We start from the raw sequence: 25,116 nt of genomic DNA on the forward strand, positions 1-25,116 counted from the left end.
GGTGTGACGGGCGGTGTGTACAAGGCCCGGGAACGTATTCACCGCGGCGTGCTGATCCGCGATTACTAGCGATTCCGGCTTCATGCAGGCGAGTTGCAGCCTGCAATCCGAACTGAGAGAAGCTTTAAGAGATTAGCTTAGCCTCGCGACTTCGCAACTCGTTGTACTTCCCATTGTAGCACGTGTGTAGCCCAGGTCATAAGGGGCATGATGATTTGACGTCATCCCCACCTTCCTCCGGTTTGTCACCGGCAGTCTTGCTAGAGTGCCCAACTGAATGATGGCAACTAACAATAAGGGTTGCGCTCGTTGCGGGACTTAACCCAACATCTCACGACACGAGCTGACGACAACCATGCACCACCTGTCACTTTGCCCCCGAAGGGGAAGCTCTATCTCTAGAGTGGTCAAAGGATGTCAAGACCTGGTAAGGTTCTTCGCGTTGCTTCGAATTAAACCACATGCTCCACCGCTTGTGCGGGCCCCCGTCAATTCCTTTGAGTTTCAACCTTGCGGTCGTACTCCCCAGGCGGAGTGCTTAATGCGTTAGCTGCAGCACTGAAGGGCGGAAACCCTCCAACACTTAGCACTCATCGTTTACGGCGTGGACTACCAGGGTATCTAATCCTGTTTGCTCCCCACGCTTTCGAGCCTCAGCGTCAGTTACAGACCAGAGAGCCGCCTTCGCCACTGGTGTTCCTCCATATATCTACGCATTTCACCGCTACACATGGAATTCCACTCTCCTCTTCTGCACTCAAGTCTCCCAGTTTCCAATGACCCTCCCCGGTTGAGCCGGGGGCTTTCACATCAGACTTAAGAAACCGCCTGCGCTCGCTTTACGCCCAATAAATCCGGACAACGCTTGCCACCTACGTATTACCGCGGCTGCTGGCACGTAGTTAGCCGTGGCTTTCTGGTTAGATACCGTCAAGGGATGAACAGTTACTCTCATCCTTGTTCTTCTCTAACAACAGAGTTTTACGATCCGAAAACCTTCTTCACTCACGCGGCGTTGCTCGGTCAGACTTTCGTCCATTGCCGAAGATTCCCTACTGCTGCCTCCCGTAGGAGTTTGGGCCGTGTCTCAGTCCCAATGTGGCCGATCACCCTCTCAGGTCGGCTATGCATCGTGGCCTTGGTGAGCCGTTACCTCACCAACTAGCTAATGCACCGCGGGTCCATCCATCAGCGACACCCGAAAGCGCCTTTCAAATCAAAACCATGCGGTTTCGATTGTTATACGGTATTAGCACCTGTTTCCAAGTGTTATCCCCTTCTGATGGGCAGGTTACCCACGTGTTACTCACCCGTTCGCCACTCCTCTTTTTCCGGTGGAGCAAGCTCCGGTGGAAAAAGAAGCGTTCGACTTGCATGTATTAGGCACGCCGCCAGCGTTCGTCCTGAGCCAGGATCAAACTCTCATAAAAAGTTCGAACAATCTTGCGATTGTTAAGCTCAATTTGTTTGCTAGCATATTGCTTGCTTGTTAAAAATGTTTGTTGTCTCGAATTGAATCAAGACGCCCTACACATTTGGTTTATCTTACTTTGTTCAGTTTTCAAAGGTCTAATCTTTTTGTTTCAACAACTCTTTAATCTTATCAGATTCAAAAGAGAATGTCAACAACTTTTTTGTTTATTTTTTCTAAACGTCTTTATCACTCATTAGCAGCGACTTGATTATCATATCATCTTTATTGTTATTTGTCAATAACTTTTTTGAAGTTTTTTTCGATAAAATCAAGCTTTATTAGCTATCTCATTTAAACGACTTCGTTATTATAACATGACATCAAAAGTGCGTCAACACTATTTTTTATAATTTTTAGTGACACCTTAAAGGAATCATTTAGAACAAATAATAATATAGCAATCTCTTTATAAAATTGCAATAGAAAATTCCCTATTTTTATTTATTATTTTTAAACACGAATATTACAGTATTTTATTGTTTTTTCGTTCATCTAAAAGCTACTTACATTTAATTAACGGATGTTATTCTATTTAATTGTTCGCTAGTTTTTTATAATGACATCCCTGAATTTCTCACTTGCTTGTATTTTGTACCTTATTCTTTGTTGGATATATAAGAAGACAAGTAAAGCACATGCTTTACTTGTCTTCTGCCTTTGCGATAGGAATAAAGATTCTAAAAATTGTCCCTTGCCCTACTACACTTTCTGCTAAGATACGTCCTTTATAGTTTTCAACCAGTTGTTTAGCGATAGACAACCCCAGACCATTTCCACCCTTCGTTCTAGCTCTTGCTTTATCCACTCGATAAAAACGATTGAAGATCTTATTAAGGTCTTCTTTGGGTATTCCTTCGCCAAAGTCCTGAATCGCGATCTCAAATTCATTCAGAGTGGAAGAAATAGAGATATGGACTTCTTTTCGTGTAGTTGAATACTTTACTGCGTTATCCAATATGATAATGATTAATTGTTCAAAGTGATTACGATAAATTTGCAGGGTCACTTCTTTTGTCAAATCATCATCTAAAGTGATCACATAGTCTGGATATAATATCTTGAAATTATTATAAACTTGATAGGTGACTTCTTTTCCTTTAGTTGTTTCATTCGCATAATGAACATCTACTTGTTCTGCTCTTGATAAGTCTAGCATCTCTTGAACTAAGCTTTTCATACGGCTGATTTCTTGCATGCTGGCGCTTAATGATTCTTCTAATATCTCAGGATCATCTTTCCCCCAACGATTTAGCAGACTAAGATGCCCTTCAATAATTGCAACAGGTGTCCTTAACTCATGAGATACGTCTTCCACGAATTGCTCTTGTTGTTCAATATACAAACGCATACGGTCAAGCATCTCATTGAATATTTCAGCTAAATCTGCCAATTCATCATTTGTGTCGATTTCAGGCATGTGGATATCTGATTGCGGATCTTTACCTATAGTATCCATTGTATCTCTGAGTACCTTGAGTGGTTTTAAGAAATAAGAAGATAAAAAGAAACCTAAAATACTACTTAAGATCAAAGAAACAACTTCTAAAACAATAAGAGTCAATAATAGCTTATTTCGGATATCATAGAAAGAAGATAATTCATAGAAGCTTTGCGCATAGCCAATCTTTTCTCTTGTACCTTTAGAATATATAGGCTGGATAGATAAAAAGCCAGTTTTTCCTTCTAGTGTAACGATCGTTGGCACTTTACGAGTAGTCTGAATCAGGTTTCGACTGTTTTCATGGGTTTTAAAAATCAAGTTCTCGTCCAAATCATAAACATAAAGACCCATTGATGGCTGCCCTAGCTCAGCTATAAAGGAATCGATCTTCATTAAGTTTCCTTCGACCAGTGAAGTATGATCTACGACCTCATCTCCGTCATTTGTCGCTTTCGTCAGATTACGATACGTATTTACTAATGTCAGTTCTTCATCCGAGTTAGCCAAACGAGAAGCTACTTCTGAAATCGTACGCTCTACATTGTTTCTTTCTTTTGCCACAATCAGATTGATAGATGATTTATAGGTAATGACAGCGAAAATTGTAAACACAACGAATATGAAGAAAGAACTCGCAAAGGCCCACTTGATTGTCAAGGAGGGCCCTTTCAGTTCTCTTTTTTCCGATTTTTTCGGCTTTATCACGAGCGCATCACATAACCTGTTCCGCGTACAGTTTGGATATAGCTTTCCTCCCCGGGAACGTCAATTTTGTTGCGAAGATAACGAATATATACGTCCACTACGTTTGTTTCAACTTCTGTTTCGTATCCCCACACTTTATTTAGTAAAACGTCACGTGCTAATACCACGTTCACGTTTTCCATTAAAGTAAGCAGCAACTCGTATTCTCTTTTTGTTAGTTCAATTACTTCATTTCCGCGACGTACGACACGGTTTTCTTTTTCGATAGTCAAATCGCGATAAGTAATAGTAGTTTGTTTAGCCACATTTTTATCGCCTTCAATATCGATTCGACGCAACAATGCACGAAGACGTGCTAATAATTCTTCGATAGCAAATGGTTTGACGATGTAGTCATCTGCTCCGTGGTCAAGTCCAGATACACGATCGATCACAGAATCTCTTGCAGTCATCATAATGATTGGTGTATTTTTGACTTGGCGTACACGTCTGCAGACTTCTAAACCGTTCAATTCTGGGAGCATCAGATCCAACAATATGGCATCCCACTCATTATTTAATGCCGCATCTAAACCAGTTCGGCCGTTGTAGTGGACTTCTGCGTTATACCCTTCATGCTTCAACTCTAGCTCGACAAATCGTGCCAAGTTCTTTTCATCTTCAATGATTAGAATATTGCTCATTTATTATTTTATCCTTTCTATTCTACTGGCTTTTTAAAAACTCTATCATTATACCGATAATATGCTTAAAAATCTATAGTCATTTTATCATGGATAGCAATTTTAAAAAAGAGCTGAAGTCTACTCATAACAATCGACTTCAGCTCTTTCGTCCTCTTTTTATTTTCTCATTTCCTAACAGCCGAAAGACTATTATTCTTCATGGTACCATGAGTAATGGAAGATTCCTTCTTTGTCGACACGTTCATAGGTATGTGCGCCAAAGTAATCGCGTTGGGCTTGGATTATATTTGCAGGCAGACGTTCTGCTCTGTATGAATCGAAGTAAGCGATGGCTGATGAGAAAGTCGGTACAGGTACGCCAGCTTGGACAGCCAAGGCAACGACGTCTCTGACTGATTGCTGATATTTTTTCGTGATTTCAACGAAGTAATCATCTAGCAATAAATTTTCGATCTCAGGATTTTTGTCATAGGCATCCGTAATTTTTTGCAAGAATCGAGCTCGGATGATACATCCAGCGCGCCAGATTTTTGCGATTTCACCAAATGGCAAGTCCCAATCAAATTCTTTTGAAGCGACACGTAATTGAGCAAATCCTTGGGCATAACTCATGATTTTACTGAAATACAACGCTTCTCGGATTTTTTCGACCAATTCTTTTTTGTCTCCCGTGAACTCAAAATCGTTCGTACGAGATAAAATCTTGCTTGCTTGTACGCGTTCTTCTTTATAAGCAGAAATATAGCGGGCAAATACAGATTCAGTGATCAATGGAAGTGGCACACCTAAGTCAAGCGCGCTTTGGCTTGTCCATTTACCTGTTCCTTTATTCCCAGCTGCATCAAGGATCACATCTACTACTGGTTTACCTGTTCCTTCATCGTCTTTACGTGTCAGAATGTCAGCAGTGATTTCTATCAAATAGCTGTCTAATTCGCCTTTATTCCATTCTTTAAAGATATCAGCCATTTCTTCTACTGAAAGGTTTAAAATATTCTTCATTAAGTCATAAGATTCAGCAATCAGTTGCATATCTCCATACTCAATACCGTTGTGTACCATTTTCACATAATGTCCGGCTCCATTTGGGCCAATATATGTGACACATGGTGCTCCGTCTTCTGCTTTTGCAGAAATTTGCTCTAAGATTGGTGCAACTAGCGCATAGGCTTCTTTTTGTCCACCAGGCATGATTGAAGGTCCTTTTAAAGCTCCTTCTTCACCACCGGAAACGCCTGTACCGATAAAGTTGATGCCAGAGTTGGCTAACTCTTCATTACGACGCATCGTATCTTTAAAGAATGTATTTCCTCCGTCAATCAAAATATCGCCTTTATCAAGGTGAGGAAGTAACTCTTGGATTGTTGCATCTGTTGCCGGTCCTGCTTTGACCATTAGCAAGATCCGACGTGGTTTCTCGATAGATTCTACAAATTCTTCGATTGTATATGTTGCTTTGAAATTTTTATCTGGGTGTTCTTCTACTACAGCGGTTGTTTTAGCCCCTGTACGATTGAATAAAGCCACTGAATAGCCGCGGCTTTCTATGTTCAAGGCTAGATTTTTACCCATAACGGCCATACCGACAACGCCGATTTGTTGTTTTGACATATGAACTCCTCCTACATACGGGATTTCTCCCTAATCTCTTACATTATAGCTTAACACGGCTACATTGCAAACTAAAGAACAACATATTTTTTATTTACCGACTACAAAAAAATAAACCTCAAGGCTCCATGGTTAGCCTTGAGGTTTTACATTTTCTAATTAAAATGTATTAAGCTTCTTTTGACATTACGTCCTTACCATCATAGTAACCACAATTTGCACATACGTGATGGCTTTTTTTCATTTCACCACAGTTTGGACATTCGTTTAACCCTTTGATTGTCAATTTGTAGTGTGTACGACGTTTTGCTTTTTTAGCTTTTGATGTTCTTCTAGCTGGTACTGCCATTTTGCTACACCTCCTTGTAAAGTCTTGTATCTAAATTAGACACAATATATTCCAATCTTACTTGTTATCGTCGTCTTTTGATTTAGAATCAAAAAGTTCAGATAGTTTTGCAAGACGAGGATCAATTTTATTCTCGGCTTCTTCCATTTTTCTGCGCTGGTATTCTTCTTCGGAAACAACTTCCCAATCATTGCCTTTTGGAAGTTCTGTTGCTGCTTCCTCTTCTTTTGTCAATACCCGCATTGGAATCGCCAATAAGATGTTGTCTTCAATCGACTCTGCTAAATTCAATAATGGACCTTCAATTAGCAAAATCTCATCCGCAGACATTTGTTCATCTCTACTTTGGAATTGTTCTTCTGTCATGAATACTTCGTCTACAGAAAAATCCATGGGCAGTTCAACAGGTTCTAGTGAACGTGTTGAAGGAACTGTCAAAGTCGTCTGCACAGTGTAATGAACGATATAGCCTTTCTTATCAACTGAGACCAAACCTTCGACTTCCACTGGCGCAACATCAAGTATTAAATTGTCTCGCTTCATGAGAGCGGCTTTCAAGTCGAGCGTCTCATGAAAAGTTAACGGTGTCTCCTGGTATTTTCTCAATTCCAATAAAGACCATTTCATTTTTCATCACTCCTAAGCAACAAAAGCAATTATACAGGGCAAAAAGCATGTTGTCAATGAAATTTTCTTGACACCTTGCAGTTCATAAAAAAACAGAAAAATCTTTATTAGAAAGCCTCTGTTTGCTATCACCCTCAGAATCATTTACAATAATCATTATTCCATTAAAGGAGCGGATGATCTTCATGAACACGAAAGATATCGAATACTATGTCCAAATCGTCAAACAAAAAAACTTTACGAAAGTGGCTAATTATTTCCGTGTGAGCCAACCTACTATTACATATGCATTACAACGTCTTGAAAAAGAGTTTGATACCGTACTTATTACAAGAGATCGATCGCATCACGATTTAATCGTCACGCCTTCTGGAAAGCAGCTGTTTCTCCATGCACAAACCATTCTCCAAGAGATTTCTACTGCAAGAGCTGAAATCACTCAGTTGCAAAAGAAAAAGCTTCGTTTTGGGATGCCTCCTATTATCGGCAATGAATACTTTCCTAAACTGTCAAGTTACTTTATCAAGCATGAATTGATGAATCAAATTGAGATTACCGATGGAGGCTCTCGGGACTTATACGGGATGATCCGACAAGGGAGGATCGATTTAGCTGTATTAGGCTCAACACAGCCAATCGTGGATCAATATTTAGAAACAGAGTTACTTTTGGACAAACGTTTCATGATCGTCGTGCCACCTACACATCCTCTTTCCAAGCAGGATACTGTCTCTTTCAAAGATATAGCAGATGAACAGTTTGTACTATTGAACGAACATTATGTCCACCCCGCAGCATTCACTAAGCTTTCTAAACAAACACATACTCATCCAAAAGTTGTTTATCAAAGCAATGACTTGACGATTTTAAAGAGTATGGTCCGAGAAAATGTGGGTATCGGTTTTTTGGCAGAGATTGCTGTCCATCCTGAAGATCATTTAGTTTGCCTCCCTCTTTCAGATGAAGTTCAGCCTCGCTTCTTGATTTCATTGGCAAAACGAACACAGCAGATCGTCACGCCTCTTCAAGAACAAGTAGTCCAAGTTATCCATGAATTCGTTACAGCACAAAAAAACAGCTCTTCGTAGAAGAAGAGCTGTTTTTATTTTTTATTAAGCTAAATTAGATAGCTGTTGTTTCGCCACGGTAAACGATGCCGCGACGTGAATCAACGGTAATCAATTCACCTTCTGTAATTGTTGTTGTTGCGCCTTTAGCACCAACGATTACAGGAATATCTTGTGCAATTCCTACAACTGCAGCGTGAGAAGTCAATCCGCCTTCTTCAACGATAACAGCAGCTGCTTTTTCGATTGCAGGCATATATTCTTTGTCAGTTGATGGTACAACTAGAACCATTCCGTCTTTTGCTTTTTTTACAGCTTCTTCAGCAGATGAAGCAATAACTGCATTTGCAACGACAGATTTTTGTCCAACGCCTTGAGCTTCTAATAATTTAGAACCAATCATTTGAATTTTCATCACGTTAGTTGTTCCGCGTTCACCAACTGGTACACCAGCAGTGATCAAGATTAAATCGCCTTCTGATGCGAAACCTAATTCAACAGCTTTTTTAGCTGCTAGTTCAAACATTTCATCAGTTGTTGATGGTTTTTCAGCAACTGTTGGGTAAACGCCCCAGTTTAACATCAAACCACGTTTTGTGCGTTCGTCAAAAGTAACAGCCAAGATATCTGCATCTGGACGATATTTTGAAATCATTTTTGCAGTGTATCCTGATTCAGTTGCAGCAACGATTGTTTTCACGCCTAGATTTTTTGCAGCACGAGCTACAGATAAACCGATTGTTTCAGTTACATCTGTTTTATCGAATTCGTTCAATTGGAATGTACCTAATTCTGATAATGCATTTTCAGCTTCTTGGTCGATACGTGCCATTGTTGAAACAGCTTCAACTGGGTAGTCCCCGTTTGCAGATTCACCAGATAGCATTGTTGCATCTGTGCCATCAAATACAGCGTTAGCAACGTCAGAAGCTTCCGCACGTGTTGGACGTGGGTTTTCTTGCATTGATTCTAACATTTGTGTAGCAGTGATAACTGGGATACCAGCAGCATTACATTTTTTGATGATGCGTTTTTGAACCATTGGTACTAGTTCAGCTGGGATTTCAACACCCATATCTCCGCGGGCAATCATAACACCGTCAGAAACTTTGATGATTTCGTCAATGTTGTCGATACCTTCTTGAGATTCGATTTTAGGGAAGATTTGAACATGAGTCATGTCTTTTTCTTCTAAGATTTCGCGGATATCTAGAACGTCTTGTGCTTTACGTACAAAACTTGCAGCGATAAAGTCGATATCGTTGTCTAAACCAAAACGAATATCGTCAGCATCTTTTGGAGTAATACCTGGCAAACTAATAGAAACGCCTGGTGCATTTACCCCTTTACGTGATCCTAGCATACCTGCATTTTTAACTTCTACGACTAATTCACGGTTTGCTTCGTCTTTTTCAATGATTTGCATATCGATCAAACCATCATCAAATAAAATGTGTCCACCAACGTGAACATCGTCAAATAATCCTGGGTAAGTAACCGCGATTTTTTCTTTTGAACCTACATGTTCAGGATCCATAGAGATGCGTGTTTGATCTCCTACTTCAAATTTGATGTATCCTGCACGACCAAAATCAGCTTCTGTTGTGCCTTGAACAGTTGTACGGATTTCAGCTCCTTTTGTATCTAAAAGAATACCGACATCTTTTCCTGTCTTTTTAACTGCTTCACGGACCATAGTCATACGTGATAATTGTTCTTCATGGTCACCATGAGAAAAGTTAAAGCGGAAGACATTTGCCCCAGATTCAATCAATTGAGAAATAATTTCTACTGAGTTACTTGCTGGTCCTAATGTACTAACGATTTTGGTTTTTTTCATTTAAAAAACTCTCCCATTCAATTTTGTTTATTTAAAGCTGTACACAGCTTAAATAGCTTGGTTTCTTTCACTCTTAAAATGAAAGTGAATTATTTAGATCATATAGTGATAAGTCTGGTTTATGTTTGTTGTTTTCAAGTGTATCAATGATGTCAGACGCAACGATTTCGTTGTCATGGATACCGACACATAATCCACCTTTTCCTTCTTGAAGCAATTCGACAGCGTAAGCACCGAATTTACTTGCCAACACGCGGTCGCGTGCGCTTGGTGCTCCACCACGGACAACGTGTCCCAAGATAGATACACGTGTATGATAGTCGCCAAATTCTGAAAGTTTCTCAGCGAATTCATTTCCGCCCATTACACCTTCAGCCAAGATGATCAAGCAATGTTTCTTCCCGCGATCGCGGCCTTCTTGGATTTTTTTAGCAACTGAAGCCATATCAAAATCATGTTCTGGGATGATGATTTCATCCGCTCCGCCAGCCACACCTGACCATAAAGCGATGTCTCCTGCATTGCGTCCCATTACTTCGATAACGAATGTACGAACATGAGAAGTCGCTGTGTCACGAATACGGTCAATTGATTCTAGTACTGTATTGATTGCTGTATCAAAACCGATTGTGAAATCAGTCCCAGGAATATCATTATCGATTGTTCCAGGAATACCTACTGCTGGGAAACCGCGTTTTGTCAAAGCCATTGCGCCATGATAAGAGCCGTCTCCTCCGATAACCACTAGACCTTCGATTCCGAATTTTTTCAATTGTTCGATTCCTTTTAATTGACCTTCTTCAGTTGCAAATTCTGGATAACGTGCAGAATACAAGAATGTACCACCACGTTGGATCTTGTCACCTACATCTGCCACATCAAGACGACGAATATCTCCAGCAACTAAACCGGCAAAACCATAATTGATCCCGTATACTTCCAGTCCTTCGTAAATACCTTTACGAACAACGGCACGAACAGCTGCATTCATTCCAGGTGCGTCTCCGCCACTGGTCAAAATTCCGATGCGTTTCATAATAAACATTCACCTCATTAAAATACTTTATCCTAAGTATGACTTAGGTTTACAACCATTTTTGCGTTAACCACGACTAACATTCTAACATTATTTTTCTCACTTGTCTTGATTTACGGATAAAAAAATGAAAAAAAATGAAAGCAAGTAGTATTTTTTACCGTAAGTTATTTGAAAACCACATTATCTTCGCCAAGCAGATAAATAAGTTGCCCCTTTATACTCTTGCTGTCATCCACCCAATAAGCATCTGACAGAACTACTTTTCGTTGCGTTTTTTCGTGATACATAACTACTGGTATATATCCTGGGTGTTTCTGAAAAATCACTTGTAATTGTTTCATTATCTCGGGATCTTCCCGTTCTTCTGTAATACGCAAATAGCAAGTTTGTGAAGGATACTGGGCTTCTAACTGGTTAGGATCAGCAAAGCTTTCTCCAATTAGTTGCAGTTCCTGATTATATTTGCTGATTTCGCTCCGCCCTTGAACAAAGATCACTCGATCAACGGCAAACAAATTACGATATTTACGATAAAGAGTTGGAAAAACTGTGACAGAAATTTCTCCACTACTGTCGGTTCCTTCAACAAAGGCCATCAGTTCTCCTTTTTTTGTCCGAATTTCTCTAACTTCCTTGATCATCACTAATAAATTGACTGGTTGATTAGGGACGATATCTGTAATCAGCTGAACTTGTTTAGCTAAACGAAGACGATCAAACCCTTCTGCAGGATGACCTGACAAATAAATACCTAAGTACTCCTCTTCCAGCTTCAAGCGTTCTTCTAGTGTATAGTCAGCGACTTCTTCTTCTTTTAATGCCATGATTCCCAGCAAGTCAAGACTTCCACCACTGTAAACGATATTTTGGATTTTTCCTTCGAGATCAAGCATCAATTGTTTCCTGTTAGGAGATAATTCATCAAAAACGCCTACTGCTGTCAGTGATTGCAGTAACTCTAATTTCAGCCAACGCTTATCGATCCGTATGAGGAATTGATCCACTGACTGGAACGGGCCATTTTGTTTTCTTTCGTTTAATATATCTTCTACAAAATCACGCCGAATACCTTTTATCGCTGTCAGTCCGAATCTGATTTCTTCCTTATTGACCAACTCAAAACTGGAATTACTTTGATTAATGGACGGCGAGGAAAGTTTGAGTTTATTTTTACGTGCTTCTGCAATATATTCTTTCAATTTTGATGTGTTATGCCGAACAGAATTCATCAGGCTGGTAAAGAAAGCACCTGGATGATGGGCTTTTAGATACGCCATTTGGAATCCCACGAATGAATAAGCAAATGCATGTGACCGATTGAATCCATAGTTTGCAAATTTTTCGATATATTCATATACGGTCGCTGCTGTTTTTTCCGAATATCCCTGTTGTAATGCTCCTGATACAAAATGCGACTTTTCTTCATCTAATACGTCTTTTTTCTTTTTACTCACTGCCCGTCGCAGAATATCTGACTGCCCTAATGTAAATCCAGCCATAGTCGAGGCGATCTGCATGATTTGTTCCTGATAGACGATCACTCCATATGTGTTTTTCAAAATCGGGATCAGTGAATCATCTGGGTAGCGAATGGCTTCTTTTCCTTTCTTCCTGGCAATGAAGGTATCTATATTTTGCATAGGGCCTGGTCGATACAATGCATTGACTGCGGCAATATCTTCGATGTTTTCTGGACCTAATCTTCGTAAAACGTTCCGGATACCAGCAGATTCAAATTGAAATACTCCTGAGGTTTCGCCTCGTTGAAACAAGAGCAGCGTTTTTGCATCATTTAGCGGGATCTCTTTTAATCGGATCTCATACCCTTCTACTCGCTTAACAGCTTTCAAAGTAAAATCAATAATCGATAAGTTGCGTAGTCCTAAAAAGTCCATTTTCAAAAGACCGATTGCTTCTACCTCATTCATCGTATACTGGGTCAGAAAAGCTTCATCAGAACCGCGTTGGAGCGGAACTAGTTCAAGTAGATTCTTATCGCTGATAACTACACCTGCTGCGTGAGTCGAAACATGTCTTGGCAATCCTTCTAAAATCACTGCAGTTTTGAATAAAAGTTGGTTTTTTTCGCTTGCCTGAACTAATTCTACTAATTGATGCGAAGTTTTATAAGCTTGGGTCAATGTGATTTTCAATTGATTGGGTATTGCTTTTGACCAGCGGTTTGCTTCACTTTGCGATAAACCAAACACTCTAGCTGCATCTCTAAGAACCATTTTTGCTGCCATTGTGCCAAATGTTGCGATTTGTGCCATATGATATTGTCCATACTTTTCTCGAACATAATTCAATACTTCTTCACGTCGATTGTCAGGAATATCCAAATCGATATCTGGCATCGTAAAGCGTTCGGGGTTTAAAAAGCGTTCGAACAGCAAATCATATTCTAATGGATCCACATCTGTGATTTCTAACACATAGGCTACTAATGAACCCGCAGCAGAACCACGACCTGCACCGGTAACGATTTTGTTTCTATGAGCAAAAGCCATTACATCCCATACGATCAAGAAATAATCATCGAATCCCATTTGATGGATGACAGATAACTCGTAGTCCAAACGTTCTTGGTATTCCTTTGTATAATCAGTGATTCGGCGTTCCACTTGCGAATAGCATAACTCTCTTAAATATTCTCCAGCTTGTTTTCCATTAGGAACTGGATAATGCGGAAGTAATTTCTGATGGAACTGGAATTCAAATGAAATCGATTCAGCTAAACGCTGGGCGCCTATTACAGCTTGGGAAAGACCCGCTTTTTCGAATCGTTTGATCATTTCTTGTTCTGAAAGAAGATAGCCATTTGCTGTTAGTGGTAAAGATGCAGATAAATTTTCTAAAGGTATTTGGCTTCCATCTTTGATATGTTTCATCACTTCAAGTGCAAAAAGTTCTTCTTGTTGTAAACTAGCGATGGGATGTAATGCACAAAGCGAATAATTTTCTTTTATCACATACTGATACCATTCAGGCAATTGATCAGGCGTGTTTTCTGTCAAGCCGATATAAAAATTTCTAGTAAAAACATTTTCAAGTAAAAACTGCCAATGACCGAAAAAGTTATCCTCTTTATTGAAAGCCTCAGAAACAGAATGATTTGCCGGAACAACAAACGCTAGATGGTCGGTTTCTGTCATTTCTGCAAGATCCAATTTTTCTTGGATCATTTTTCGGCTGGAAAGTTTCATCAGCTGCTGATAACCTACTTCATCTTTTGCGTACGCAAGCAAGCCATAATTTTTTTCTTCATAAGTATAACTAAGATGTAATCCAATGATTGGCTGTACTCCTTCTTCTACACAAATACGATAGAATTCAGGTGCACCGTATAAGACATCTTTATCCGTTATGGCTAATGAAGTGTAGCCTTGTTTTTTTGCTTCTTGTACATATTCTCGAATACGTATCGTACTTTGTAAAAGAGAATAAGAAGTAATTGTATAAAGTTGTGGGAAAAACATCTTGCATTCCGCCTTTTTTTTCGTTAAAATTCACTAGCGTTAAAAGGTTTGATCCTTTTACTTTCATTAAGATAGCAGGCGCTGAAGTTGATTATTCCACTTCATTTGCTTGCTTGTAATCTGTAGGAATGAGTTCTTTCGCAAGAACTCAAATTTTATTGAGATTTGGTCTCGTTTCTTTACATTCAAAGAAAATCTGGTAAAATTAAGATAGAAAAGAGGTGTTCTTTATGCGATATATCGTTACATTATTCTGGGCTGTCGTTCTAGGTCAAGTAGTCGGTTATATTGGTGCTGCATTAACAAGCGGAACATATGATTTTACTTTGACAACAATCATTTCATTCATTGCGGGTGTCATTATCCTTTTGATTGGTGCAGTTGCGCCAAGAAAAGAAACCTCTGCCCATTCGTAAAAAAACAGCCAAGAGCTTGAGATATCTCAAGCTCTTTTTTATTTTCTACTCCTCACCACCATTATAATCTGCTGCGAAGAACTTTACGAAAGTTGAATAAAGAAAGAAGAATATTTGACAGAACAAACAAACTTGTCACAATAAAAACAGCACTGTAATTATAAGCATGCGCGACTGTCGATCCTAGCATGGGACCTAAAACTTGTCCAAAGTTGCTAAACATCTGATTGTAGCTATAGATTCGGCTGACTCCTTCTTGAGGCGTAATCTTACTGATCAGTGTATTGACAGAAGGCATCAAAGCGCCAGTTGAAAAGCCTAAAATAAAGCGAAGTATACCTAATTGGAGCGGTGTAGTGACGAATGCCATAGGTAAATAACAGCAAAATGATAAAATGAGTCCTCCAATTAGAACTTTTTGATTCCCAATCTTATCCCCTAGTTTTCCTAGTTTCGGTGAAGAAAAGACAGCGGAAACACCAGCTATCGAAACAATCAAGCCGCTGACAAAAAGGATATTTTCTGTACTTCCGCTCAATTCACGAATATATAAGGTCAAAATAGGGCTGATCGTAGTGATTCCTATCTGTAAAATCAAGGTCGTAATGAAGAGACCGATCAAAATAGAGAGATGATCCATTTTTGAAAAAATTTCTTTGGTGCTTATCAGATCTTTTTTCTCGATTGGATGGAAATCTTCTTTGACTAAGAAGATGGTCAGCACCGTTGTGATCATCAACAAAGCCCCTGTGATCAAGAATACATTTTCCATACCAAACCACTGAGCCAGTGCACCGCCCATTGAAGGTCCGATCAGATTTCCAGCAATCGCTCCGGTAGACAATGTTCCTAACGCCCATCCGCTCTTTTCTCTAGGTGCCTGTGAAGCAATCATCGCTGTGGCATTTGGAATATATCCAGACAAAATTCCATTCCAAAACCGCATGATCAAAAGCCAATACGCGTTCGGTACAAAAGCCAAAGATCCCATTGTTAATGTCATCCCTGCTGCTGCACGGATCATCATGAGTTTTCGGCCTTTTCGATCAGCTAGATTTCCCCAGATTGGTGCAACCACGGCAGATGCAAAAGCAGTCACAGAGATTGCTAGTCCCGAAAACAATTCGATTTGATCTTTTGGTGTTCCTAGTTGCTCAACATAAACTGGTATGAATGGCATAACTAAACTAATACTTGCACCAGTGAAAAAACAGCCAATCCACGCAATCACTAAATTTTTTCTCCAATTAATCTCCATCTATCATCCCTCTTTCGTCTCTTTTATCATACCTATTTTCGAATAAACAAGCAACGATCTCGCCAGTAAAAAGAGAAAAATCCCGCAAAGGTCATTTTATATGTAACGTTCTTTTTATGTAAAACAAAAAGAGATCAGAACAAATACTGTTCCAATCCCTTCCCTTTAGTTAAATTGTTGCTAGAATGATGAAGTTGATAATGAATAAAATATCAACGATCCACAAAGCAACAGAAACTTCATTGTATTTTCCTTTGATTACTTTCACAATTGTATAGAAAATAAATCCTGCTGCAATCCCATAGGAAATGCTATAGCACAATCCCATAAAGATCGATGCAAAGAAGGCCGGTAAAGCTTCTTCCATATCTAGCCATTTGATGTCTGCAAAAGAAGCCATCATCATTACTCCAACTAAAAGCAATGCTGGCGCAGTTGCTTGATTTGGTACAATGGCGATCAGTGGAGAGAATAAACTACTTAATGCGAATAGCACTGCCACTACTACTGAAGTCAAACCAGTACGTCCACCGGCCCCGATCCCAGCTGCAGATTCGACATAAGTTGTTGTATTCGATGTACCAAAGATAGCCCCCACGGAAGTAGCGATCGCATCGGCAAATAGTGCTTTATCCATTTTTGTTTTGAACCCACGACCATCTTCCAACGCGATCTCGTCTTCTTTTGAGAAAATGCCTGTGCGGCGTCCTGTACCGATAAATGTTCCGATCGTATCGAAAGTATCAGATAAACTGAATGCGATGATCGTCATCAATACTTGAGGAATCTTGGAAGAATCACTGAATAAAGATTGCATGCCTTCAGAACCAAATGCTGCACCGAAAGTTGTTCCTAATTCTTTAAATGAATTACCTAACGAATTCGTTTGCCAATCAATGGAACTTAAATCAACAACACCCATAAAAATACCAAGGACTGTGGTCGCTACGATACCGATAAGAATAGCCCCACGGACATTTTTTACAACTAAAATGGCTGTCAGCACCAAACCAATCACAGCCAATAAGATAGGAGCGTTGTCAAAGTTGGCTAACGCAGGGACGATTCCACCATTTATCGTAACATTTGTCGCTTTTCCGCCTTCAACGACAGAGCTCGAAATAGCTGACTGGTCTGCTGAAAAAGATAAGAATCCTGCATTTTTGATTCCGACATACGCAACGAAAATACCGATCCCGCCACCAATCGCATGTTGAAGACTTTCGGGAATCGCCCGAATAATCATTTTTCGAATATTTGTGACAGTAATAAAAATATTGATTAATCCGCAAATAAACACCATTGCCAAGGCTTGTTGCCAAGAATAACCAAGCCCAAAAACGACCGTAAAAGTGAAAAATGCGTTCAATCCCATACCAGGTGCCTGAGCATATGGTACATTTGCGAACAATCCCATTACCAGCGTACCAATAATCGATGCAATGATTGTCGCTAGAAATACTGCTTGAAAGGGCATACCTGATGCTGACAAAATCGTCGGATTTACGAATAAGATATAACTCATGGCAAAGAATGTCGTTACTCCCGCCATTATTTCAGTTGATACATTTGTATTGTTTTTCTTTAAACCGAAAAACTTTTCCATAAAAAGTTCCACTCCCTGAATTTTTTCTGATGGAAAACTATAATAATAAAAAATAAGTAAAATAGGGCAAATCCATCGAACAATTTCAAATTATATAGACGTTTTATTCGCTTTTCAACGTTTTTTTAACAAAAAAAGCGAAAATAATACTTAACGTTCGTGTTTAGCTTATGTTTAGCTATTTATATAGCCATAACTGTAGTTTTTGTTAGGAATAGCTGATTGCTCTTGTTAATTACCTAAAATATGCTAGACTAAAACAAATGCTAGTTGAGGAAGGAAGGACCCTTATTGAATAAAAAATTAATTGCCATCGATCTGGACGGAACTACCCTCAATCAAGATTCGATGATTACATCTAAAACAAAAGAGACTCTGAAAAAAGCAATCAATGCCGGTCATCATGTCAGTATTGCTACAGGACGCCCATTCCGAATGAGCCATCAGTTTTACCAACAATTAGAATTAACAACACCGATGGTTAATTTTAACGGCGCATTAGTACACATCCCTAATCAGCACTGGGATGGTGAAAGAGAAACGTTGATCAATCGTGAAATCGCTTTTGAAATCTTATCGCAAAAAAAGCAGCTAAATTTAGATTTTATCGCTGCTGAAAATCGTGATACTTTTTTTATTGACAGTTTTGATTTCTTTGATGAAAAAATTTTTGCTTCTTCTCGTCCAGGAGAGAAGAATTTGCTTTCTCCTAAAAATTTGACGACAAATCCTACATCTTTGCTTGTCCGAACAGACAAACGTTTTGCAGGAGCTGTATCTGCTGAATTAACACGTCAATTTGGCAGTTATGTCGATGTTCGGACATGGGGTGGACCTACTGCCATCTTAGAGATTGTTTCAAAAGGAATCCAAAAAGCAAAAGGCGTGCAAGAGATTGCTAACTACCTGTCTATCGATCAAAAAGACGTCATTGCCTTTGGTGACGAGCATAATGATTTGGAATTGTTGGATTATGCAGGTTGGGGAGTAGCTATGGCTAACGGTACTGATCAACTCAAAGGCATTGCAAATGATGTCACTCCTTTGAGCAATCAGGAAGACGGTTTAGCTGTTTATCTGGAAAAACTACTTAAACTATAATAGAGAATTAGATTCCACAAAAAAGAGGTTGTGACAATTTTTGTCACAACCTTTTTTGCCGAGTAAACGGTGTTCTCCTGCCAACTCCTCAATCACAAGTCACAATATTCATAAAACATGAGAAGCTGTTTTTTTGAACTTGTTCCTTGTGACTCGGAGCTGAACGGCAGGCCCACGACCTCTTGATAAACGGCGTTCAATCAGCTGTCCTTCGGTATTAGCTCAAAAACGGCAAAATATGAGAAGCTATTTTTCCGTTTTGTTTCTCTAATACTCAGGTCAGGGCGCTGATTTCACAACCTCTTCCTTAAACGGTGTTCAAAAGCCAGTTTCTCGGTATGAAGTCAAATTTAAGCAAAAATGTGAGAAGCTATTTTCACAAAATTTTTCTTCATACTCGAAACTAAGCGGCTTTTTCACGACCTCTTTTTTATTTTGCCATGAACATATCATAATACGCGTCCATTATTTCTTTAGCAATCGTCAAGTTCATGTGGTCTTGTTCGTCTAATAAGTTCGGCAAGACAACACTGATGGCAATTTCCGGATTGTCTGTTGGTCCGTATGCCACGATATTACTATTGACTGTCGTAATATCTGGATGACCTTCCGCAACCGTTTCTGCAGTCCCTGTTTTTGCGGAAAGGTCCATTTTCGCACTGGCTAATGGTTTGGCTGTTGTGTAAGGATCGGTACCATGGACAACTTGGTGGAATCCTTCACGGAGGATCGCCATATTTTCTGCAGAAATATTGACCGTATTTTCTACTGTTGTGCCAATTTCTTTCTTCACTTCACCCAAGTTTCCATTTTCGTCATTGCCATAGATCGCTTTGACTAGGTGCGGCTGTACTCGTTTCCCGCCATTAGCGACTGTTGAAGCATATTGAGCTAATTGGATTGGTGTATATGTGTCAAACTGTCCAAATGCCAAATCGGTAAAGTTACCTGGAGTATACCATTCTTTGCCATTATCCGCATTGAACTTCTTCATATAATCAACAGAACGTGAGATCCCAGGAGATTCATTCGGCAAATCGATCCCAGTCGTTGTACCAAGACCAAACTCTTTGAAAGAGTCTCTCAATTGCTGATAAGCTTTAGCTTCTTCATCTAAACTAGGTAGTCCCATTCCAGGTGTATAGTCTAGTCCTAACATCTTTAACGCCACTTTGATCATATACGTATTAGAAGACAATTCCAATGCTTTGACTGCATCAAGAGCAACTTGTCCGCTTCGATTAAAGACAGAGCTTTTTTCTGAAGCACCTTGCAGACGAATCGGCTCATCAATCAAAACTTGATTTCCGCTGATCGCGTTACTTGCCCAGCCTGCTGTCAAAGTACCAGCCTTGACTACAGACCCTGGAGCAAAGGCGCTAGTAATCGTGCCTAAAGCATTCTCGGTGATTTCTTTGGAACCTTGTTCATGACTGAAACCAGTCATTGCTAGCACTTCTCCTGTCTGAGGATTCATAGCCACTGCATAAGCACCAGGCGAATACTGTGCTTTGCCGTTGTTGATCAATGTTTGATAATTCCTTTTCAAAATTTCTTCTACTTTTGATTGGAATTCTGCATTCATAGATAACATTAAATTAGAACCTTTTTCCCCAGAGAAGATTTCTTTTTGATTCGAAACATTTCCTTCATTATCAAGGGAAACTTCATATTGGGTTTTGGTTCCTTGCAGGACATCTTCATATTGTTTTTCCAAATAACTTTGTCCTACACGGTCATTCCGAGAATAACCTTTTGCTAGGTATTTCTCTGCTTCATCTGCTGGAAGTCCTTGCTTTTCAGTCGTCACACTGCCAAGAATACTTTTCAGTGAACTTGCTGCATTATATTCTCGTGTCCAGTCTGTGCCAGTCGAAACTCCTGGAAGTTCAGAAGCGCGTTCTGCCACAACAGCTAACTCTTGATCAGTAACACCAGAGTTTTTGATATAGACAGTGTTTAATTCATATGCACTATTCATCCGTTTAAAGATGGTAGCAATTTTTAATTGCTCCTCGTTTAAATTAATCTCATCAGCTGTGACTTTATTGACCATCGCACTATATTGTTCGCTGTTCCCTAATTGCTTTTCTTTTGCCGAAAGTCTTTTTGTGGCTTCTTTCAAATGTTTGGGATCAGCCAGCCAAAAATCTTTTTTATCTCTATCTGTCAGATTTTCATCTACCGGAACATCGATCAGCGAGTTCAGCTTCGTTGCGATTTCAAGCAAATCTTTAGCCGTAACTTGTGTTCCTCTCGTATATGTGATGGCCTGATTCGCTTTATTCGTAACTAAAGCTTTTCCTGTGGAGTCGTAGATCATTCCGCGAGGAGTACTTTCTTGGACCGTAATCGTAGAAGTAGACTTCACTCGCGCCTCCATCTCTTCGCCGTTCACGATCTGCAAATAACCCAATCTAGCAATCAACGCAACAAATAACGTAAATATAATGAAAAAAAGAAAATTTAAGCGAAAAGGAACATGGGACCGGCGAAACGTTTTGTTCTTAGGTTCTTGTGCACCTTTTCTTATTTTTTCTAACCAAGAAGTATTTAATATTTTTTTCATAAAATCTTTCATCATTTCCTATCCTTCCGCCTATTTACATTCATGCTTCATTGTACCCAAAAACTTCTTAATAAAAAAGAAAAAATGGGCGGAGCAAGAAATTCTTTACCTAATTTCAAGATAAAATCAACTTTTTGTTTCACAGCAATCACTTAAAGTTACATATCCAACTATTTTTTTCATTAAAAAATAAACTTATTTTTGAAAATTATGTTTTCTTAAGTCGTGAAACACTTTGATGGATCATTTATTTGTGGAAAACTACGTTTTGTTATTCTAAAAAACTTATATAAAAAATAGTAAGGTTTTTATTTCGAATCCATAAAATATTCTTGGATTGCTTCTCGTGTTTTTTTCACTTTTTCGCTAAGCTTTTCGTTTTTAGCCATATAGAAATAAAAAATGATATCGATCGTAGCAAATTGGGCCAAAAGTGAATTAGTTGCCGCACTTCGATTCGTGATTTCTTTTGGTCTAGATGTTTGTACGAGTACATCGGCTATCTTGCTAAGCGGGTTATTTCCAAATTGCGTCAACGCAATGATTTCGATATTCATGCTTTTCGCCAGCTCGGCTAATGCGACTACATCTGCACTTCTACCTGAGTTTGAAACAAGCCAAAGCACTTTCTTTTTCTCATTGCTGACAAGTTGCGGGAGCAAGACGTGGATATCTTTTTCAAAAATGATTGGCTTACCGACACGAGACCATTTTTGCAGAATATCTTCTACTACTAAAGAAGAGGCGCCAACCCCATATAAAAAAACAGTCTCTGCCGATTCCAAACACTCTACGACTTTTTGGATCGTTTCTTCTTCTAGAATATCTACTGTTTCTTTTATCGCTACTTGTGCATTGTTACCAAGTTTGTTTTTGATAGAGTAAAAGGACTCATTTGCTTCTATATCACTAAAACCTTCATCGATTCCAGTCTGTAGTTCTGTTGAAATCGTGATTTTGAAGTCCGTCAGACTTTGAAAACCGATTTTTTTGGAAAAACGTACAACTGTCGGCGCACTCAACCCGGAAGCTTCTGCTAATTCATTAGCTGTCATTGTAGGGACCTTCTCAATGTTACCGATAATGTAGTTGGCCAACTTTTTTTCTGCTGAAGAATAATCTTCCATCATACTTTCAATACGACTAATTACGCTCATAAGTTCCTCCACCCTTTTAATGATAGTCTATGTAAGTATACCATATCAGACCCTTATTCACGGTCGTATACTGGATAAAAAAACAAAAAAAAACAATCCGCCCAACAGAATATCTTATCCTATCAATCCCACAGATTCTATTGAGCATCTGTGTCTTTGAGGAATACCTGTTATCTATTGTTCGGATTGTTTTCTATCTACTACTTTTTTACAGGAAATTTACCTATTAGTTTTCTCTGCTGTAATTTTTGACTTCTGCTTCCATAGCATCAATAAAGATATTCAAATCTTCTACAGCTGTTTCTTTACTTCCATAACGACGTACGTTCACTGTTGCATCTTCCAATTCCTTGTCTCCAACAACCAATTGGTAAGGGATCTTTTGTGTTTGAGAGGCACGTATCTTATAGCCCATTTTTTCATTACGATCGTCAACTTCTACACGCAACCCCTTCATTTGCAAACGTTCTTTGATTTCATAAGCATAATCGCCATGTGCATCAACAGAAACAGGGATGATTGTTGCTTGTATAGGTGCCAACCATGTTGGAAAAGCGCCTTTGTATACTTCTGTTAAATAAGCAACAAAACGTTCCATTGTAGAAACGATTCCGCGGTGGATAACTACTGGACGATGCGTATTTTCCCCGTCTTCTCCAACATATGTCAAATCAAAGCGCTCTGGCAATAAGAAGTCTAATTGTATAGTTGATAATGTTTCTTCTGTACCAAGAGCTGTTTTGACTTGAACATCTAGTTTTGGTCCGTAAAAGGCTGCCTCGCCTTCTGCTTCAAAGTAATCTAGTTCTAATTCATCCATAGCGGCTTTCAGCATTGCTTGGGCTTTTTCCCACATTGCGTCATCATCAAAATATTTATCTGTATTGTTTGGATCGCGATAGCTCAAGCGAAAACGATAATCTGTAATATTGAAGTCAGCATATACTGCCACCATCAATTCAAGCGTACGTTTAAATTCATCTTTGATTTGATCAGGACGAACAAATGTATGACCATCATTCAACGTCATTTCTCGTACACGTTGTAAACCTGACAAAGCACCTGATTTTTCATAGCGATGCATCATTCCTAATTCAGCGATACGAATTGGTAATTCACGATAAGAATGGATCGTGTTTTTGTAGACCATCATGTGATGAGGGCAGTTCATTGGACGAAGAACAAGCATTTCGCCATCTCCCATATCCATTGGCGGGAACATGTCTTCTTGATAATGATCCCAGTGTCCAGATGTTTTGTACAACTCAACATCTCCCATTATTGGTGTATATACATGTTGGTAACCTAGACTAACTTCTTTGTCTACGATATAACGTTCGATCGTGCGTCGGATTGTTGCCCCTTTTGGAAGCCAGAATGGCAAACCAGAACCTACTTCTGGGGAAACCATGAACAAGTCAAGTTCTTTTCCTAGTTTACGATGGTCTCTTTCTTTTGCTTCTTCACGGAGACGGATATATTCTTTCAAAGCTTTCTTGTCAAAAAAGGCTGTCCCGTATACACGTTGCATCATTTGATTGTTTGAGTTTCCACGCCAATAAGCACCTGCCACTGATAATAATTTAAATACTTGTATACGGCCAGTAGATGGAACATGTGGTCCACGACACAAATCGATGAATTCGCCTTGTTGATAAGCAGTAATCACTTCTTCTTCTGGCAATTCACTAATCAGTTCTACTTTGTACGGATCACTTGCAAAAATTTCTAATGCTTCCTGTTTTGAAAGAACACGGCGTTCGATTGGCAGATTTTCTTTGACGATTTTCATCATTTCTGCTTCGATTGCCGGCAAATCTTCTGCAGTTACTTGGTTTTGTCCATTATCTGTATCGTAGTAAAACCCTGAATCGATAGCTGGTCCAACGCCAAAGTGGATATTTGGATAGAGGCGACGCATGGCTTGGGCCATCAAATGAGCTGCTGAATGACGGACTAAGCCAAGTGCATCTTCATGGTCTGGTGTGATGATCTCAATACTTGCATCTTCCTCGATTGGACGAGTCAAATCAACGAGTTTTCCGTTCACTTTACCAGCTAAAGCTTTTTTTGCTAAGCTTTTTGAAATGCTTTCAGCAATTGCCAATGTTGTTGTTCCAGACTCAAATTCTTTGACTGCACCATCTGGAAAAGTAATTTTTATCATAATAGTTTCCTCCTTGAAATGTTTTGATTGATCAGATCATCAAGCTGAAAAACAAAAAAATCCTAGCATCTCTTGAAAAGAGATACTAGGACGAAAAGTTCGTGGTTCCACCTAATGTTCAAACGCAAATGCGTTCCTCAAGCGTTGTAACGGTCCGACCGCCCTTGCTTCAACAAGGGTTTCGAAAGTGGTCATCCTTTGGTTTTCTCCTGGAAAAGTTTCAGCCTAGCTTTTCCTCTCTTATCGAAGACTCTCAAATTCAGTTGGCTTTCTCATCAATCAATTATGTGTTTATTTAACCACTAATAAATAGAAAAATCAAGTGGGAAACTAAACTTATTTTTTCCATTCCCCATTTACACCGTATGTTCCTTTTTTCATCTCATTGATGATGACATGGATGTGTTCTTTTGGTGCCTGCGTGTTTTTATGAACAGCTTCCGTGATATCTTTCATCATATTTTCTAATTGTTCCGGACTGCGACCTTCTACTAATTCGACATGTACGAATGGCATAATGCTCT

17 protein-coding genes and 1 rRNA gene (1 of these 18 running past the window's edge) are annotated in these 25,116 nt (G+C 39.3%); 3 read left to right on the plus strand and 15 right to left on the minus strand.

What is annotated here, in order from left to right; translation table 11 throughout:
• The 6 genes from MKX69_RS08245 to MKX69_RS08270 all read right to left on the minus strand — a co-directional run.
• Positions 1 to 1,430: ribosomal RNA gene (locus MKX69_RS08245) — 16S ribosomal RNA — on the minus strand; it reaches 130 nt to the left of the window's first position.
• A gap of 684 nt (positions 1,431 to 2,114) precedes the next feature.
• Entirely contained in the window at positions 2,115 to 3,620 is a 1,506-nt protein-coding gene (locus tag MKX69_RS08250) for a HAMP domain-containing sensor histidine kinase (protein WP_002328187.1), read from the minus strand.
• The gene (locus MKX69_RS08255) at positions 3,617 to 4,303 is read right to left on the minus strand and encodes a response regulator transcription factor (protein ID WP_002290973.1); all 687 of its coding nucleotides are present in this window, start codon (positions 4,301 to 4,303) and stop codon (positions 3,617 to 3,619) included. The genes MKX69_RS08250 and MKX69_RS08255 overlap by 4 nt, the downstream gene beginning before the upstream one ends.
• 192 nt (positions 4,304 to 4,495) lie before the next feature.
• On the minus strand, positions 4,496 to 5,917 hold the full coding sequence (gndA, locus tag MKX69_RS08260) for an NADP-dependent phosphogluconate dehydrogenase (protein ID WP_077974368.1): 1,422 nt from the start codon (positions 5,915 to 5,917) through the stop codon (positions 4,496 to 4,498).
• 169 nt (positions 5,918 to 6,086) lie between these two features.
• Positions 6,087 to 6,266: a 50S ribosomal protein L32 gene (gene rpmF, locus MKX69_RS08265; RefSeq protein WP_002290970.1), complete on the minus strand. Its 180-nt coding sequence runs from the start codon at positions 6,264 to 6,266 to the stop codon at positions 6,087 to 6,089.
• Between the two features lie 57 nt (positions 6,267 to 6,323).
• Complete coding sequence (locus MKX69_RS08270; protein WP_002295352.1) at positions 6,324 to 6,893, minus strand: YceD family protein; 570 nt, start codon at positions 6,891 to 6,893, stop codon at positions 6,324 to 6,326.
• A gap of 185 nt (positions 6,894 to 7,078) precedes the next feature.
• On the opposite strand from MKX69_RS08270, the gene MKX69_RS08275 reads away from it, so the two are divergent.
• Positions 7,079 to 7,981, plus strand: coding sequence for a LysR substrate-binding domain-containing protein (locus MKX69_RS08275; RefSeq protein ID WP_002319209.1), 903 nt, complete (start codon positions 7,079 to 7,081; stop codon positions 7,979 to 7,981).
• Positions 7,982 to 8,015: 34 nt separating this feature from the next.
• Here the strand turns inward: MKX69_RS08275 and pyk are convergent, their stop codons facing one another.
• The 3 genes from pyk to dnaE all read right to left on the minus strand — a co-directional run bounded on the left by pyk (position 8,016) and on the right by dnaE (position 14,318).
• Positions 8,016 to 9,800, minus strand: a complete 1,785-nt coding sequence (pyk, locus tag MKX69_RS08280; RefSeq protein ID WP_002295355.1) for a pyruvate kinase — start codon at positions 9,798 to 9,800, stop codon at positions 8,016 to 8,018.
• Positions 9,801 to 9,873: 73 nt separating this feature from the next.
• Complete coding sequence (gene pfkA / locus MKX69_RS08285) at positions 9,874 to 10,836, minus strand: 6-phosphofructokinase (protein ID WP_002304759.1); 963 nt, start codon at positions 10,834 to 10,836, stop codon at positions 9,874 to 9,876.
• Between the two features lie 167 nt (positions 10,837 to 11,003).
• Entirely contained in the window at positions 11,004 to 14,318 is a 3,315-nt protein-coding gene (gene dnaE / locus MKX69_RS08290) for a DNA polymerase III subunit alpha (RefSeq protein WP_341009738.1), read from the minus strand.
• Positions 14,319 to 14,548: 230 nt separating this feature from the next.
• Between dnaE and MKX69_RS08295 the strand changes: the two genes are divergently transcribed.
• Positions 14,549 to 14,734: a YjzD family protein gene (locus MKX69_RS08295; RefSeq protein ID WP_002295359.1), complete on the plus strand. Its 186-nt coding sequence runs from the start codon at positions 14,549 to 14,551 to the stop codon at positions 14,732 to 14,734.
• Positions 14,735 to 14,795: 61 nt separating this feature from the next.
• Here the strand turns inward: MKX69_RS08295 and MKX69_RS08300 are convergent, their stop codons facing one another.
• Together MKX69_RS08300 and MKX69_RS08305 are read right to left on the minus strand one after the other, a co-directional pair.
• Positions 14,796 to 15,992 carry a multidrug efflux MFS transporter gene (locus MKX69_RS08300; RefSeq protein WP_002290958.1) on the minus strand — a complete coding sequence of 399 codons (1,197 nt, stop codon included), beginning with the start codon at positions 15,990 to 15,992 and terminating at the stop codon, positions 14,796 to 14,798.
• Between the two features lie 169 nt (positions 15,993 to 16,161).
• Positions 16,162 to 17,598 carry an NCS2 family permease gene (locus MKX69_RS08305; RefSeq protein ID WP_341009741.1) on the minus strand — a complete coding sequence of 479 codons (1,437 nt, stop codon included), beginning with the start codon at positions 17,596 to 17,598 and terminating at the stop codon, positions 16,162 to 16,164.
• A 291-nt stretch (positions 17,599 to 17,889) separates the two neighbouring features.
• On the opposite strand from MKX69_RS08305, the gene MKX69_RS08310 reads away from it, so the two are divergent.
• Positions 17,890 to 18,699, plus strand: coding sequence for a Cof-type HAD-IIB family hydrolase (locus tag MKX69_RS08310; protein WP_002296740.1), 810 nt, complete (start codon positions 17,890 to 17,892; stop codon positions 18,697 to 18,699).
• Between the two features lie 430 nt (positions 18,700 to 19,129).
• Here MKX69_RS08310 and MKX69_RS08315 read toward each other — a convergent pair whose 3' ends face one another.
• The 4 genes from MKX69_RS08315 to MKX69_RS08330 all read right to left on the minus strand — a co-directional run bounded on the left by MKX69_RS08315 (position 19,130) and on the right by MKX69_RS08330 (position 25,108).
• Positions 19,130 to 21,283, minus strand: a complete 2,154-nt coding sequence (locus tag MKX69_RS08315) for a peptidoglycan D,D-transpeptidase FtsI family protein (protein ID WP_002287654.1) — start codon at positions 21,281 to 21,283, stop codon at positions 19,130 to 19,132.
• Positions 21,284 to 21,576: 293 nt separating this feature from the next.
• Positions 21,577 to 22,425: a MurR/RpiR family transcriptional regulator gene (locus tag MKX69_RS08320; RefSeq protein ID WP_002287653.1), complete on the minus strand. Its 849-nt coding sequence runs from the start codon at positions 22,423 to 22,425 to the stop codon at positions 21,577 to 21,579.
• 226 nt (positions 22,426 to 22,651) lie between these two features.
• Positions 22,652 to 24,592: a threonine--tRNA ligase gene (thrS, locus tag MKX69_RS08325; RefSeq protein WP_002287651.1), complete on the minus strand. Its 1,941-nt coding sequence runs from the start codon at positions 24,590 to 24,592 to the stop codon at positions 22,652 to 22,654.
• A 336-nt stretch (positions 24,593 to 24,928) separates the two neighbouring features.
• Entirely contained in the window at positions 24,929 to 25,108 is a 180-nt protein-coding gene (locus MKX69_RS08330; protein ID WP_002287649.1) for a 2-hydroxymuconate tautomerase, read from the minus strand.
• Between the last annotated feature and the right edge of the window lie 8 nt (positions 25,109 to 25,116).

The organism is Enterococcus sp. FSL R5-0957 (genome assembly GCF_038008005.1).
GTDB classification, from domain to species: domain Bacteria; phylum Bacillota; class Bacilli; order Lactobacillales; family Enterococcaceae; genus Enterococcus_B; species Enterococcus_B faecium.